Source organism: uncultured Lamprocystis sp. (genome assembly GCF_903933125.1).
GTDB lineage: Bacteria > Pseudomonadota > Gammaproteobacteria > Chromatiales > Chromatiaceae > Thiodictyon.
Genome location: NZ_CAIZIZ010000321.1, coordinates 1 through 15,023, shown reverse-complemented (window position 1 = coordinate 15,023; position 15,023 = coordinate 1). Strand labels below are relative to the sequence as shown.

Annotated in this window: 13 protein-coding genes and 2 pseudogenes; 2 read left to right on the top strand and 13 right to left on the bottom strand. The window is 64.2% G+C overall.

The annotated features are described in order from the left end of the window. The first annotated feature begins 120 nt into the window (after positions 1-120). Together QZY03_RS16650 and QZY03_RS16645 are read left to right on the top strand one after the other, a co-directional pair. On the top strand, positions 121-2,445 hold the full coding sequence (locus QZY03_RS16650; protein ID WP_295582997.1) for an ATP-binding protein: 2,325 nt from the start codon (positions 121-123) through the stop codon (positions 2,443-2,445). Positions 2,446-2,586: 141 nt separating this feature from the next. Further along, a pseudogene (locus QZY03_RS16645) lies at positions 2,587-4,344 on the top strand (EAL domain-containing protein); the annotation flags it as partial. Positions 4,345-4,579: 235 nt separating this feature from the next. Here QZY03_RS16645 and QZY03_RS16640 read toward each other — a convergent pair. From QZY03_RS16640 to QZY03_RS16585, 13 genes and pseudogenes are all read right to left on the bottom strand, one after another. After that, on the bottom strand, positions 4,580-4,981 hold the full coding sequence (locus tag QZY03_RS16640) for a type II toxin-antitoxin system MqsA family antitoxin (RefSeq protein WP_295582994.1): 402 nt from the start codon (positions 4,979-4,981) through the stop codon (positions 4,580-4,582). A 2-nt stretch (positions 4,982-4,983) separates the two neighbouring features. Next, positions 4,984-5,109 (bottom strand): type II toxin-antitoxin system MqsR family toxin, encoded by a 126-nt coding sequence (locus QZY03_RS32155; RefSeq protein ID WP_363170056.1) that lies wholly within the window; start codon positions 5,107-5,109, stop codon positions 4,984-4,986. A 4-nt stretch (positions 5,110-5,113) separates the two neighbouring features. After that, positions 5,114-5,317 carry a DUF1289 domain-containing protein gene (locus QZY03_RS16635; RefSeq protein WP_295582992.1) on the bottom strand — a complete coding sequence of 68 codons (204 nt, stop codon included), beginning with the start codon at positions 5,315-5,317 and terminating at the stop codon, positions 5,114-5,116. 112 nt (positions 5,318-5,429) lie between these two features. Beyond that, a complete protein-coding gene (locus QZY03_RS16630; protein WP_295582990.1) occupies positions 5,430-6,641 on the bottom strand; it encodes a glucose-1-phosphate adenylyltransferase family protein in 1,212 nt (403 codons plus the stop codon). 93 nt (positions 6,642-6,734) lie between these two features. Then, on the bottom strand, positions 6,735-7,490 hold the full coding sequence (pdxJ, locus tag QZY03_RS16625; RefSeq protein WP_295582988.1) for a pyridoxine 5'-phosphate synthase: 756 nt from the start codon (positions 7,488-7,490) through the stop codon (positions 6,735-6,737). 109 nt (positions 7,491-7,599) lie between these two features. Beyond that, complete coding sequence (recO, locus tag QZY03_RS16620; protein WP_295582987.1) at positions 7,600-8,373, bottom strand: DNA repair protein RecO; 774 nt, start codon at positions 8,371-8,373, stop codon at positions 7,600-7,602. Beyond that, positions 8,370-9,284: a GTPase Era gene (gene era, locus QZY03_RS16615; protein WP_295582985.1), complete on the bottom strand. Its 915-nt coding sequence runs from the start codon at positions 9,282-9,284 to the stop codon at positions 8,370-8,372. Before era ends, recO begins: the two co-directional genes overlap by 4 nt. Further along, a complete protein-coding gene (gene rnc, locus QZY03_RS16610; protein ID WP_295582983.1) occupies positions 9,277-9,963 on the bottom strand; it encodes a ribonuclease III in 687 nt (228 codons plus the stop codon). Before rnc ends, era begins: the two co-directional genes overlap by 8 nt. Then, positions 9,960-10,340 carry a DUF4845 domain-containing protein gene (locus tag QZY03_RS16605; RefSeq protein WP_295582981.1) on the bottom strand — a complete coding sequence of 127 codons (381 nt, stop codon included), beginning with the start codon at positions 10,338-10,340 and terminating at the stop codon, positions 9,960-9,962. Before QZY03_RS16605 ends, rnc begins: the two co-directional genes overlap by 4 nt. Positions 10,341-10,353: 13 nt before the next feature. Next, positions 10,354-11,202: a signal peptidase I gene (gene lepB, locus QZY03_RS16600; RefSeq protein ID WP_295582979.1), complete on the bottom strand. Its 849-nt coding sequence runs from the start codon at positions 11,200-11,202 to the stop codon at positions 10,354-10,356. Between the two features lie 35 nt (positions 11,203-11,237). After that, positions 11,238-13,037 (bottom strand): translation elongation factor 4, encoded by a 1,800-nt coding sequence (lepA, locus tag QZY03_RS16595; RefSeq protein WP_295582977.1) that lies wholly within the window; start codon positions 13,035-13,037, stop codon positions 11,238-11,240. A 192-nt stretch (positions 13,038-13,229) separates the two neighbouring features. After that, positions 13,230-14,678, bottom strand: coding sequence for a DegQ family serine endoprotease (locus QZY03_RS16590; RefSeq protein ID WP_295582974.1), 1,449 nt, complete (start codon positions 14,676-14,678; stop codon positions 13,230-13,232). A gap of 161 nt (positions 14,679-14,839) precedes the next feature. Continuing rightward, positions 14,840-15,023, bottom strand: a pseudogene (locus QZY03_RS16585) (hypothetical protein); the annotation flags it as partial.

Here is a 15,023-nt window from a genome sequence, read left to right as displayed (position 1 = left end):
GACGGCTGGTGTTTTGGTCGACTTCAGACGATACCGCCGGTCTCCCGCTGCCGCCACCTCCGCAGGAGCCGCCGGCCCTGGTCCAGCCCACCCGTGCACAGCGCCCGGCCTCAGGCAAAAATGGCCAAAGTCGAGTTAATGGCCGCCGGCAATGTGGAAATCGGCACGGAAAAACGTGTCACACGCCTCTTTGGATGTGTTCAAGACGTCACCGAACGCCACGCGGCCGACCGCGCCCTGCGCGATAGCGAGCAACGATTCCGCGCCATCATCGACGCCTCACCGGTCCCCTTTGCCTTGAACGATGCAGAGCAGTGCATCACCTATCTGAATCCGGCTTTTATCAAGCTGTTCGGCTATACGCTGGCGGATATTCCCACCGTGGCGGACTGGTGGCCGCTGGCCTATCCCGATTCTGACTATCGCCAGTGGGTCATGGACACCTGGCGGGAACGGATCGAACAGGCCCGGCAAGACGGCGGACGATTCGCGGCGATGCCGGAAGTGACCATCCGCTGCAAGACTGGCCAGGATCGCACGCTGCTGATCGGGGCCTCGGCACTGGGTCCATCCTTCGATGATCGGTTACTGATCAATCTTTACGACATCACCGACCTCAAACAGGCCCGCGAGGCGGCCGAGCAGGCGACCCGGGTCAAATCCGAATTCCTGTCCAACATGAGCCATGAGATCCGCACCCCGCTCAATGCCATGCTGGGCCTGGCGCAACTGCTGGAAGGCGAGGTGTTGTCTGAGGAGCAACGCCACCTGGTCCAACGGCTGCGCATGGCCGGGCGGACCCTGCTCGCGCTGGTCAACGACATCCTCGATCTCTCCAAGCTCGCGTCCGGCCAGTTGCGCCTGGAGGTGCGGACCTTCGCGCCGGCGTCTGTGCTGGCCCAGGTGAAGAGCCTCCTGGGTCAGCAGGCCCGGGCCAAGGGGCTCGACTTCCGGCTCGAGATGCCGGCGGGGCCCTCCTCCTGGCTGCGCGGGGACCCGCTGCGGTTGGAGCAGATCCTCGTGAACCTGGTCGGCAACGCGGTGAAATTCACCGAGCGCGGCGGGGTGCTCATCCGGGTCAGCCAACAGGAGGTCGACACCCGGACGGTGCGTCTGCGCCTGGAGGTCCGCGACACCGGGATCGGGATCAGCCCCGAGTACCTGGCCATCCTGGGTACCTCCTTTACCCAGGCCGATGGGAGCATTTCCCGCCGGTTCGGCGGTACCGGGCTGGGCCTGGCCATCAGCAAACAGTTGGTGGAGCGGATGGGGGGCCGCTTCGGGGTGGACAGCACCCTGGGGGTCGGCAGTACCTTCTGGTGCGAACTGCCCTGCGAGCGGGCCAGCGCGAACGACACGCCGCCGGACGGGGCCGCGCCCGCCGAGCGGCCAACCGGACCCTGCCTGAGCGGCGTGCATTGTCTGGTGGTGGATGACAGCCCCCTGAATCGGGAGGTCGTCGAACGTGTACTGAGGCGCGAGGGTGCCCGTGCGACCCTGGTCGCCGATGGCCAGCAGGCCCTGGACTGTCTGCGCGCCGAATCCCAGGATTTCAACGCCGTGTTGATGGACATCCAAATGCCGGTAATGGACGGACTCACCGCGACCCGCGCGATCCGCCAGGAACTTGGCCTGACCGAGTTGCCCGTGATCGCCTTCTCCGCCGGCGTGCTGGCCGAGCAGCGCCAAGTGGCGTTGGAGGCCGGCGTCAGCGACTTCGTGGCGAAACCCGTGGACCTGGATGACCTGGTCGCGGTGCTGCGCCGCTGGACCAACCCTCGACCGGCGGTCACCCCCGTGGCCGATGGACCGGTCCGCGCGCCGTCGCCAGGTCCGGCGGGGTTTCCGGACATCCCCGGCATCGATCGCCACCGGGCGGCGCGCCTGCTCGACCAGGACGGGGCCTTCTTCCTGCGTCTGGCACATCGGTTTGCCGCCGATTTCGCCGACGCAACCCAGCAGACACGACAGGCGCTGGCGTGCGGCGAGGTCATTGCCGCCGCCCGACGGCTGCATACCCTGCGCGGCCTCGCCGGGAACCTTGGCGCACTCGAACTGGCGCAGAGCGCCCAGGTGCTGGAGACCGCGCTCGCCGACCCGCTGGCGGACCCGGCGCCGGCGCTGGCGGACTTCGATGCGCGGTTGTGCGCGCTGCTTACCGCGCTGGCGCCCTGGCTGGAACGTGCAGCACCGCTGCCGGATGCAGAGCCCGATGCGTCGCTGGACGAGGGCCGGCTCACCGCGCTCTGCGACGCCCTGGCCGGGCATGATCTGGCGGCTCTGGATCTGTTCGAGGCGCTGCAACCGGCCCTGGCGCGGCGCGACGGTCAGGCCGCGACCCAGGCGCTGGCGCAGATGATCCAGTCGCTGCGCTTTACCGAGGCCTTGGCGCGTCTGGCGCCCGCGCGCCAATCAGACGATCAGGCTGGGCCAGCTCCCCCATGACGGGCGTCCGGTTGGGTGATCGATCCGACGCCCGTCATCCGGGTGCATCCGGGCTGACGCAGTCTATACTCGTGGCCTGTAACCGTTGGCTCGTCGTTCCGCCATGAGGTTGACGTGATGCCTGAGAACCCCGCTATCTGGATACTGATCGTCGATGACGATCCCGCCAGCGTACAGATCATGGCGCGGGCGCTGAAGTCCGTCTGCCGGTGCGACTTTGCCTTATCCGGGCCGAAGGCGCTGGAGCGCCTGGCCGCGGATGGGTTGCCGGTGATGATCCTGCTCGATGTCATGATGCCCGAGATGGACGGTTACACCCTGTGCCGGACGCTTCGCGCCGACCCGCGCCTCAAGGACATTCCCGTGATCTGCGTGACCGCCAGCCAGGATCCAGACACGGAGACCCATGCCCTGGAGGCCGGCGCGGCGGATTTCATCCCTAAACCGATCAATCCGCCGGTGCTGCGTCTGCGGGTTGGACTGCAACTCCAGTTGCGCGAGCGCGAGCAGGCATTGCGGGACAGCGAAGCGCGCTTTGAACACCTCGCCCATACCGACGCGCTGACCGGGCTGCCCAACCGCCTGCTGCTGGCCGACCGTCTGCACCAGTCCATGGCGCAGACCCGGCGACGGGGACAACACCTGGCGGTGGCCTATCTCGACCTGGATGGCTTCAAGGCCATCAATGACCGCCATGGACACGCCGTTGGCGATCAGTTCTTGGTGACCCTAGCCAATCAACTCAAGCAGACTCTGCGCGAAGGCGACACCCTGGCGCGCCTTGGTGGGGACGAGTTCGTTGCCGTGCTGGTCGATCTGGAAGGCAGCGACGCCAGTGTGCCGCTACTCAACCGCCTGCTTGCCGCCGCTGCCGCACCGATCCCCCTCGGCGATCTCGCCGTGCAGGTCTCGGCGAGTATCGGCGTCACCTTCTACCCGCAGCCGCAGGAGGTGGACGCGGATCAATTGCTGCGTCAGGCCGATCAGGCCATGTATCAGGCCAAGCTGACAGGCAAGAATCGTTACCATGTCTTCAACGTCGAAGAGCACCATCGCACCCAGGGAGAACATGAGGCTCTGGAGCGCATCCGCCGTGCCCTGGTCGCACGCGAATTCGTGCTCTATTACCAGCCCAAGATCAACCTGCGCAGCGGGGCTGTCATCGGCGCCGAGGCCTTGATCCGTTGGCAACATCCGCAACGCGGACTGTTGCTCCCGCAGGAGTTCCTGCCGGCGATCGAGGATGACCCGCTGGCGACCGCACTCGGCGAATGGGTCATCGAGACCGCGCTGACTCAGATGGACATCTGGCAGGCGAGCGGACTCGATCTACCGGTCAGCGTCAATGTCGGCGTTCGCCCGTTACAGCAGGCGAATTTTGTCGCGCGTCTGCGCGCCCTGCTGGCGGCGCATCCCGCGGTCAAGCCGTCGAGCCTCGCGCTGGAAATCCTGGAAGTCAGTGCGATGCAAGACCTGGCGCAGGTCTCCCAGGTCGTCGCGGACTGCCGCGAACTCGGGGTGAGTTGTATCTTGGACGATTTCGGCATCGGCTATTGCGCGTTGACCTATCTGAAACACTTGGGGGTCACAGCATTGAAGATCGACCGGAGCTTCGTCGGCGACATGCTCAACAACCCGGATGACCTGGCGATCGTCGAAAGCATTCTGGGCCTGGCCAACGCCTTCTGCCGCGAGGCCAGCGCCGAAGGCGTGGAGACCCTGGAGCAGTGCGAGCGGCTGCTGCAACTCGGCTGCGAGCTGGCGCAGGGCTACGGCATTGCCCGCCCGATGCCAGCGGCTGCGGTCACCGGCTGGCTGGCCAACTGGCGACCATCACCGCTTTGGACCGACCAGATCGCGGACAGCAGACGCACCTTGTCGTGCGACCCGAGCACGTAGCGTTTTCTTGCGATTGGGGGGCCCGGACGCGATGGAACAGAAAACCCAGGAAAGGTCCGCCCCGGAACTTCCGGCTCCCCCGACCTGTCGTCTCGCTGAGGTATAGCCTTCTTACCTGATATCCGGACAGACCCTTGGTGTCGGGGCGGGTTTGAAACCCTGATGCAGGAGCGCAGATGCGCCCGCTCCCCCACCACGACACCATCGAAGAGGATGGTACCCTGAACCAAGTACCCTATGCCGACCTAACCTCGTCCAATAGATCGGGGTGACGATCAAGCACCTTTAGCAGTTTAACCAAGGCCAAAGGTGGCTTCGTCTTTCCGTTCTCGTACCGCGAGAACGCATTGACACCACCGCCAAATATTTCGGCCGCTTCGCGCTGATCGAGGGCGAGTTTCTTGCGCACTTTGGTGATGAATCCAGGATCAACGATAGCGGCGTTGACCTGCTTTGAGAAGGCTCGCATCTCACGCATGACGCGATCAGACTCCGCCGCGGCCAAGACGGATTCGGAGCAGGCCGGGCAAAATTCGCCCGTTACCTCTGAAATGATGGTGGTTTCGCCCTTGTAGGTATAGGGGAGGTCGCGAACGTCAGGAATCAGTTCGGCCGCGCCGCAAACAGGACATTTCATGTTCATAGCTCCTTGAAGGACACGATAAGTACGTCATCAATGACCGTTAGCTTCAGATACACATCACCAACTGACGTATTCGGGCGGTATACATCCTGCCAGATCGTGTGATCGCCATGAGTCGTCATGCCATCAGCGTTCGCAGTCACAACGAAAATCACCCTGCCAGGGATCGTGTTCCTCACGGCGCTGCGCGACGGCCGCCAGGATGCGCAGTCGGGTGTGATCCGTCGCGCTGCTCCAGTCGGCGATTTCATCACGGGTGCGAAAGCAGCCACGACACAGGCCGCACGCAGGATCCATCTGACAGACGGAGATGCACGGAGATTCAACCATCAACATCAGCCACTCGATAGGCGGCGAGACACTCGCCGGGGGTCAGAATCGATACCCCTTCGGCACCACGACGACCCCGGAGGTCTGGGCACGGCTGCGCACGGCCGACCGGTCAGAATCGATACCCCTTCGGCACCACGACGACCCCCTGCGGGGAGACCGTAAAACGCTCCTGATCCTGCTTGCGGTCAAAGCCGATGCGCTCCTTCGGCGGAATCCGCACGTCTTTCTCGATGATGCAGGTACGCAAGTGCGCGCCCTCCCCGACCACCACGCCATCGAAGAGGATGGAGGCGTCGACGATGGCACCGTCGCGCACGCCAACCCGGGTGAAGAGGATGCAATGGTTGACGCCGCCGCCGGAGATCACGGTGCCGGCCGCCAGCATCGAGTTGACGAAAATGCCCTCGGTCCCGCTGACCGCGCCGGGGACGGTGCGCGCCGGCGGATACTGGCCCTGATAGGTCCGGATGTTCCAATCGGCCTGATAGAGATCGAGCGGCGGCTCGGCACGCAAGAGACCCATATTGGCCTGGTAGTAGGCGTCGATCGAGGCGAGGTCACACCAATAGCGATCCGGGGTCACCCGGCCGCGCTCGCCGCCAAAGCGGTAACCGTAGGCGAGCGCCGTGCCGAGGTGCGGTGCGATCCAGTCCACGCCAAGATCCTCATCCGGACCCTCGCCGGCCTGATCCAGCACGCTCAGCAGCCAGGACTTGTCAAAGCAATAGACGCCCATGGTGGCAAGTGCATCATCCGCGGGCGGAGGCGGAGCGGGATCCGGCTGGGGTGCCGTCAGACCCAGAATACGACTGTCCTGATCCGCCAAGACCAGCGGCTGCACACTGGAGCCGGGCTCGCGACGACCGCGCACGGCCAGGGTCACTTGAGCGCCCGACTCGCGGTGTGCGCGGATCAGCTCCGCGTAGTCCATGCGATAGATCGCCTCACCGGCCAGCACCAGCACCTCGCTGGCAGCGCTGCGCTCCAGCAGATAACGATTCTGGCGGATGGCATCGCCGGGACCGCCATACCAGTTCAGTCCCTCACGCTGCTGGGCGGGTACCGGGGTGATGAAATCGCCCAGTTCCGGGTTGAAGATCGACCAGCCGTCACGCAGGTGTTTATGCAGTGAGTGACTCTTGTACTGGGTGAGAACCAGAACCTGGCGCAGCCCTGAATGCAGACAATTGGCCAGGGTGAAATCGATCACCCGGAACTTGCCGCCGAAGGGAACGGCAGCCTTGGGGCGATGAAGCGTGAGTGGATCGAGTCCGGTACCGCGCTTGGCGGCAAGGACCAGCGTCAGGGTGCGAGAAGGCATGGCAGCAGTGATCCTGAAGAGAGCCGTTGGCTGCAAATGAAGACAAATAAGCGCAAATGACCTGGAGGTGCAACGGCATTGCGCATGCCCAAATCAAGCGGGCCGCACCACGGCGGCGTCGATCACCCGCTTCATGTCACGGACCGCCTGATCCAATCCGGAAAACAGTGCACGCGCGACGATAGCGTGGCCGATATTCAGCTCCCTGATGCCGGGGATGGCGGCGATGGCCTTGACGTTATGGTAATCCAGCCCGTGCCCGGCGTTCACCTGGAGTCCGAGCGCCAGGCCCTGCTCCACCGCGCGCCGGATGCGTCGAAACTCGACGGCCCGCTGCTCCTCGGTGCGGGCGTCCGCATAGGCCCCGGTATGGATCTCGACGACCGGGGCGCCCACCGCCTGGGCCGCCTCGAGCTGTTCCGGACTGGCGTCGATGAAGAGCGAGACCCGCACGCCCGCCTCCGCCAACATGGCGCAGAACTCGGTGAGAGCAGCGCGCTGACCGACCACGTCCAGACCACCCTCGGTGGTCAATTCGGCACGCCGCTCGGGCACAAGACAACAATCCGGCGGGCGCAGTCTGGCGGCGATGCGGCCCATCTCGGGGGTTGCCGCCATTTCCAGATTCATCCGCGTCACCAGGATATCGCGCAGCAGTTCCACGTCCCGATCCTGGATATGCCGGCGGTCCTCCCGCAGATGCAGTGTAATGAGATCGGCGCCCGCCTGCTCCGCCACCAGGGCGGCCTGGATCGGCTCAGGATAGCGGGTACCGCGCGCCTGCCGAATGGTACAGACGTGGTCGATGTTAACCCCAAGCAGAACCTCGGGCGGTGCGGTGTCGTGCATGTCGACTCTCGATCATTGATGTTCAGTTGCGGACAAAGTCCTGGGTTTATAGCCTTCGTACCTGATATCCGGACAGATACTCATGTAGGGGCGGGTTTAAAACCCGCCCCTACGTCCGGCTATCACGTCCGACGGCTATATCAGTCGCCGGCGTCGTATCGCGATGTCCGGTACCACCACCCGCGCGCCGAAACAGCTCCCGGCTCTTCAGCGGTTTAGGTCCCAGGTGGGGTTCGAGCAGCCGCCGCAGCAGGGTGCGCGCCTGCCGGACCTGATCAGCGCCCAGGCTGTCCCCGCGGGCAAGCGCCAACAGCGTCGCGCCGGCGATCGGCTCGCCCAGGTCATCGGCGTCGGCCAGTCGCGTGCCCCGACCCGGCTCGACGACATAGTGATACCGCGGGTCCACCGGGTCGCCGACATCCATCACCCGATCGAGTGAGGGCGCGTAACCCAAGGCGTCGAGGAGGCGCAGTTCAAACCGGCGCAGCGCCGAATCCAGGTCCTGACCCTCGGCCAATTGGCCGAGGGCGGCATGATAAAAGGCAAAGACCGGGTCCTGCGGATCATTGCGGCCCAATAGCCGCATGAGGATTTCGTTCAGATAGAAACCGCAGGGCAAGGCCCGCCCGGCCAGCGCAAAGGCGCGTCCGGCCGCCTCGCTGCGGGTCAGGGTCAGCACTTCGCCACGCCCGACCACTCCGATCCACAACGGCTGAAACGGTTGCAACAGGGCACTCGTCGGACTGCGCCCGCGACGCGCCCCCTTGGCGATGGCCGGGAACCGGCCATGACCCTCGGCGAAGAGTTCCACCAGGAGACTGGTGTCGCTGAAGTCGCGCCGATGCAGTACGAAGGCGCGGATCAACCCGCCGGAGCCGCTCACGCGTCGCGGTACCCCAATTGGGCCAGCGCGGCTTCGTCACTGGACCAGCTTTTCTTGATCTTGACCCAGACTTCCAGGTGTACCGGACAGCCGAAGAGTTTTTGCATCTCCAGACGCGCCTGGGTTGCAGTCGCCTTCATGGCCGCGCCGCGGTGACCGATCAGTATGGCTTTCTGCCCCGACCGCTCGACCCAAATCAGGGCATTGATCCGGTAGCGCCCACCGTCTTCGACAAAGCGCTCGATCTCCACCGTCGTCCGATAGGGTAATTCCTCCCCATAACGCTGCACCAGTTGCTCACGCAAGAGTTCGGCGGCAAAGAACCGCTCCGACCGGTCGGTGATCTGATCCTCCGGAAACTGCGGTTCACCCTCCGGGAGGGCGGCGATCACCGCCTGTCCGAGGGCCTCGATACCGGTCCCCCGCGCCGCGGACACCGGCAGCAAGGAAAGGAAGGGATACCGCGCCGCCAGTGCCTGAAGGTACGGGAGCAGTGCCGTCTTATCGGGTACGCCATCCACCTTGTTGATCACGGCAATCGCCGGGACCTTGGCATTCACCAGGGCGTCCAGGGCCAAGTCGTCCTCCGCGGTCCAGCGCAGGGCCTCGACCACGAAGAGAACGAGATTGGTGTCACCGATGGCCGACCGGGCGGCGCGGTTGAGGTAGCGGTTCAATGCCCCGTCACCGCGCTGGTGGATCCCTGGGGTGTCGATGAACAGGGCCTGACCCGCGGGCAGGGTCTTGACGCCGAGGATGGCGTGGCGGGTCGTCTGGGCCTTGTGTGAGGTAATCGCGAGCTTCTGACCCAGAATGCGGTTGAGCAGCGTCGACTTGCCGACGTTGGGGCGCCCGACGATGGTCACATAGCCGCACCGACGAATCACCGGATCGCCCGCTGGCTCAACCATGAGCAACCTCGCCAATCCGCACCAGCATCGCTTCGGCGGACGCCTGCTCGGCTCGCCGTCGGCTGCTCCCTTCACCGCGCGCCGACTGTCCGTCGTCGGGCAAGACACATTGTACCGTGAAGCTCTGGTCGTGCTGGGTACCGCCGATGGTCACCACCTCGTACTCCGGAATGGGGCGGCGACGCGCCTGCAGGAACTCCTGCAAACGGGTCTTGGGATCCTTGCTGGCACGGGAATCATCGAGTTGCTCCAAGTGGGCCCGAAACAGGGCCAGGATGACGGATCGCGCCGGAGTGAATCCACTGTCCAGATAGACGGCTCCCAGCACCGCCTCCAGTGCATCGGCGAGAATCGAGTCGCGGGTATGGCCGCCGGTGCGCAGTTCGCCGCCACCCAACCGCAGATAATCGCCAAGCTGCAGACCGCGGGCAAGCTGGGCCAGGGACTCACGCTTGACCAGGGAGGCACGCATCCGGCTCAAGGCGCCCTCGTCGGCTTGGGGGAAGCGACTCACCAGGGCCTCGGCGATGGTGAAGCCGATCAGGGCATCACCCAGAAACTCCAGACGCTCATTGTTGGCGGCCCCGACACTGCGATGCGTGAGGGCCTGCACCAGCAGGTCCTCACGGGCAAAGGCGTGGTTGAGTGCGCGGGCAAATCGTCGGGCGTCCGCGTTCACCGGCCCTTGACCACAACCGTGTGCTTGAACGTCAGCACCACGTCGGCGTTAGCGAAGATGTGGGTCCGCTGCTCATAATCAAGCGTCAGATCCAAGGTGTTTTCACCGCTCTTCTTGACGGTGAAGGCTTTGCTGTCCACCGACCTGACGTCATTCACCATCATCTGGTTTTCGATTTGTCTCATCACCGCGGGCTTGCCTCCCAGAATGGGCTCAGGACTCTCCGCGACACTGTTCATAATGGACTTCAACGTATAGAAGCTCATGTACGATGGTCCGAGCTTGAAGAGCAGGGTCATGGCAAAGATCACCACGACCAGAACGAATAAGATGGCGCTCATCCCCATCCCCCGCTGCACCGCACGCATCCCCGGCATCGCGTTACCTCCGCTATCGAATCACATGACCGAGCCGATCCCATGCGATCGGAATACCATCACGCTCGCTGTCCCAATGCATCCAGATGGCGAACGCCTTGCCCACCAGGTTCGCTTCAGGTACGAAGCCCCAGCAGCGGCTATCGTTACTGTTGTCGCGATTGTCGCCCATCACGAAATACTGGTTGGGCGGCACCCTGATCGGCCCCGCGGCGAGCGCACGACAGCCTGGAGGCAGGTCCGGCGCACCCTGACGAATCAACGTGTGATGCTCCACCCCATCCAGGTTTTCAACGGCCTCCCGCGCCCCGGTCATCACCGCGCCCGAGGCGACACCGGCATAACGGCCGATCGGCAACTGGCCCTGGGGCTGGCCGTTGAGATAGACGGTCTTGTTCTGATACCAGATCTCGTCACCAGGCAGACCGATGATGCGCTTGATGTAGTCGGTCTTGCCGTCCTGCGGGTACTTGAAGACGACGACATCCCCATGGCGCGGCTCGCCCAGATTGACAATCTTGGTGTTGCTCACCGGCAGGCGCAACCCGTAGGCAAACTTATTGACAAGAATGAAGTCGCCGGTCAACAGCGTCGGCATCATCGAGTTGGAGGGGATGCGAAACGGCTCGACCACAAAGGAGCGCAGCAGCAGGACGGCGAAGATCACCGGAAAGAACGAGCGCGCGTACTCCACCAGGACAGGTTCGCGATAGACGGCGACACCGGACATCCCGCCATCCGCCGCGGCGGCCGCCTGTACCAGGCGCCGCCGCCGCGGGGCGAAGGCGAGCGCATCCACCAGCCAGATGCCGCCCGTCACGGCGGAAGCCAGCACCAAAAAGGCCGGAAAATCGAAGTTCATGACGTAGAGCAGGTCTCGGTTGAATAGAAAAAAAGCTAATCCTTGGTCATCTGCAGCACGGCCAGGAAGGCGGCTTGCGGGATCTCCACCTTGCCCACCTGTTTCATGCGCCGCTTACCCGCTTTTTGCTTGTCCAGCAGCTTGCGCTTGCGGCTCACGTCGCCGCCGTAGCACTTGGCCGTGACATTCTTGCGCAGGGGTTTGACCGTGGTGCGGGCGATGATCTTGCTGCCGATGGCGGCCTGGATGGCGACCTCGAACATTTGCCGCGGGATCAGCTCCTTCATCCGCACCGTGATGTCGTGACCGCGCGACTGCGAGACCGAGCGGTGCACGATCGTCGAGAGCGAATCCACCTTGTCACCATTGATCAACACATCAAGCTTGATCAGGTCGGAGGCTTGAAAGCGCTTCAGCTCGTACTCGAAGGAGGCATAGCCGCGGCTCGCGGACTTGAGCCGGTCGAAAAAGTCCAGTACCACCTCGGCCAGCGGTAACTCGTAGCTCACCATCACCTGGCCGCCCAGATACTGGATTTGCTTCTGCACCCCACGCTTTTCGATGCACAGATTGATCACGTTACCCAGATAATCCTGGGGCGTGAGAATATGGGCCTCGATAATCGGTTCGCGGACCTCGCTGATCCGATTCGGCTCGGGAAGGTTGGCCGGGTTGTCGATGCGGATGACCTCGCCGTCCTGGCGCAGCACCTCATAGATCACCGTGGGGGCGGTGGTGATCAGATCCAGATCATATTCGCGCTCCAGCCGCTCCTGGACGATCTCCATGTGGAGCATGCCCAGAAACCCACAGCGGAAACCGAAACCCAGGGCCTGGGACACCTCGGGCTCGTAGAACAGCGAGGCGTCGTTGAGCCGCAGCTTGCCCAGGGCGTCGCGCAGATCCTCATAGGCGTCGGAGTCGACCGGATAGAGTCCGGCGAAAACCCGCGGGCGCATCTCCTTGAAACCGGGGAGCTTCTCACCCGGCCGCTCGGGTCGGGTGATGGTGTCGCCCACCGGAGCGCCGTCGATTTCCTTGATGGCGGCGATGAGATAGCCGACCTCACCGGGCCCCAGACTCGGACGCTCGGTTTTCTTGGGGGTAAAGACACCTACGGCGTCGACCTGTTGGGTGCGCCCGATGGACAGCATGACAATCTTGTCGCGCCGACGGATCTCGCCGTTCATCACCCGCACCAGCGACACCACGCCGACGTAGGGGTCGAACCAGGAGTCGATGATCAGCGCCTGCAAGGGGGCATCGCGGTCGCCTTTGGGCGGCGGGATGCGCGTGACCAGCGTCTCCAGCAACTCGGGGATGCCCTCGCCGGTCTTGGCGCTGACGCGCAGGGCGTCCTTGGCCTCAATGCCGATGATTTCCTCGATCTCGCGGATCACCCGCTCCGGCTCCGCGGACGGCAGGTCGATCTTGTTCAGGACCGGCAGCACCTCAAGCCCCTGCTCGATGGCCGTGTAGCAGTTGGCCACACTTTGCGCCTCGACGCCTTGGGCGGCATCCACCACCAGCAGGGCGCCCTCACAGGCCGCCAGCGAGCGCGAGACCTCGTAGGAGAAGTCCACATGGCCCGGCGTGTCGATGAAATTGAGGTTGTAGGTCCGCCCGTCGCGGGACTTGAACTCCAGGGTGACGCTCTGCGCCTTGATGGTGATCCCGCGCTCCTTCTCCAGGTCCATGGAGTCCAGGACCTGGCTCGACATCTCACGCTCGCTCAGTGCGCCGGAGATCTGGATGAAGCGGTCCGCGATCGTCGACTTGCCGTGGTCGATGTGGGCAATGATCGAGAAATTGCGGATATGGGTCAGATCAGTCATCGGTGTGGGGCGCCCTGGGGCTCTCTGGGTGCGGGGCGTCGGGGAGCAAGACCGGACCGCCGGGGTGCGCGGTCAGCCGGTCTAGCCACGGCAGCGGCCCAAGCCGCGCCGCGGCAACTGCTGCCGCAAAAACTGCGCCATCATAGCAGAAGCGCCGGTGCCGCGGCAGGACCGCGGGGCCGGTTGCAGCATCTACAGCTTGGGAACGCGCAGCGCGTAGAACATGCGCCCCTCGCCCCGCTGGATCAGCACGGAGATCGAGCGTCCGGGTTCGAGCGCTTCCAGGATGCGGTTGAGCCCGGCGACATCGTCGATCGTCTGGTTGTCCAGCATGAGGATGACGTCTCCCGCGGTGAGTCCGGCCTGCGCAGCCGGCCCTTCCTTCACCCGCTCGACCAGCGCGCCGCCCTGCGCGATCCCGAGTTGCTCGCGCTGCTCCGGACGCAGTTCGATGGCCACCATTCCCAAGCGGTTGAAATCGCTGGCGGCAGGCTCGGCGCCCTTGCCGCCCTGATCGTCAGCAGCGCCGTCGTCCTCGGGGAGTTCCGCGATCTTGACTTCCAAGGCAACAGAGTGACCCTGGCGCAGGACCTCCAGGTGGGCGGACTCGCCGACCGGAGTGGTTCCGACCAGGGGCGGCAGCGCGCTCGAGGTCGTCACCTCCTTGCCGTTGTAGGTCAAAATCACGTCGCCGACGTTGACCCCGGCAGTCGCCGCCGGGCTGTCGGGCAGAACCTGCGCCACCAGCGCGCCGCGCGGCTGAGTCAATCCGAAGGTCGGGGCCAGATCGCGGGTGACGTCCTGAATCAACACCCCCAGCCAACCGCGGCTGACGCGCCCCTTGGTCTTGATCTGCTCGACGACGTCCATCGCCACGTCGATCGGGATGGCAAACGAGAGACCCATGAAGCCGCCGGTCCGGCTGTAGATCTGACTATTGACGCCGATCACCTCGCCGTCCAGGTTGAACAGCGGACCGCCCGAATTGCCCGGGTTGATGGCCACGTCGGTCTGGATGAAGGGCACGTAGTTTTCACTGGGGAGATTACGGCCCTTGGCACTGACGATACCCGCTGTTGCGGAGTGTTCGAAGCCGAAGGGCGAACCGATGGCGAGCACCCACTCACCGACCTGCAGGTCCTTGGCCGAACCGATCCGCGCGGCCGGCAGGTCGGTGGCCTCGACTTTCAGCAAAGCAATGTCACTGCGTTTATCCGCCCCCACCGGAGTTGCCACGAATTCCCGGCGATCACTGGTACGCACGATGATTTCCTCCGCCCCCTCGACGACGTGGGCATTGGTCAGGACGTAGCCATCCGCGGAGACGATGAAACCCGAGCCCAGCGAGCGTCCCTGCTCGTCGTCTTCCGGCGCCTCCCCGGAGTCACCCTGATCACCGAAAAAATGCCTGAAAAAGTCCTGCAGGGGGCTATCCTCGGGCAGGTCGGGGATGGGATAGCCCGGAAAGCTCTTCGTCAGATTCTGGCTCTGTTTGGTGCTGATATTCACCACCGTGGGACCGTTCTGCGCCACCAGGGCGGTGAACTCCGGCAAAGCACGGTTGGTGGCCTCGACCTGGGTCACCAATGCGGTGGCCAGGACGGCACCGAGAACAGGCCTGAGATTCGCAAAGAGGCGCATGGGGACTCCGTAATTCGATCGACGGCACCGAGATCACCCAGGTCCACGCGGGAAGCGAGGGCGCTCACTCAATCAACCTGGGAAAGATGAGGGTATTGCGGCAGCCTCGCGACGACGCGGCAGAACCGGTCGAAACGGTGACTCCCAGCCAACTCGACACTTTAGCGTCGCCATCGCAACAACGCCAGTACCACGACCTGGATCCAGCAGTTCCAAATTTGGGTGGCCGCCGCCAACAGCGTGTCGGCAGCGAGGCCGATGGTGGATGCGCTGCGCTTATCCACCCTACGAAACCGGCTCCGTTGTAGGGTGGATAAGGCGCGCCGCTCGGTCTCGGGGACTCGG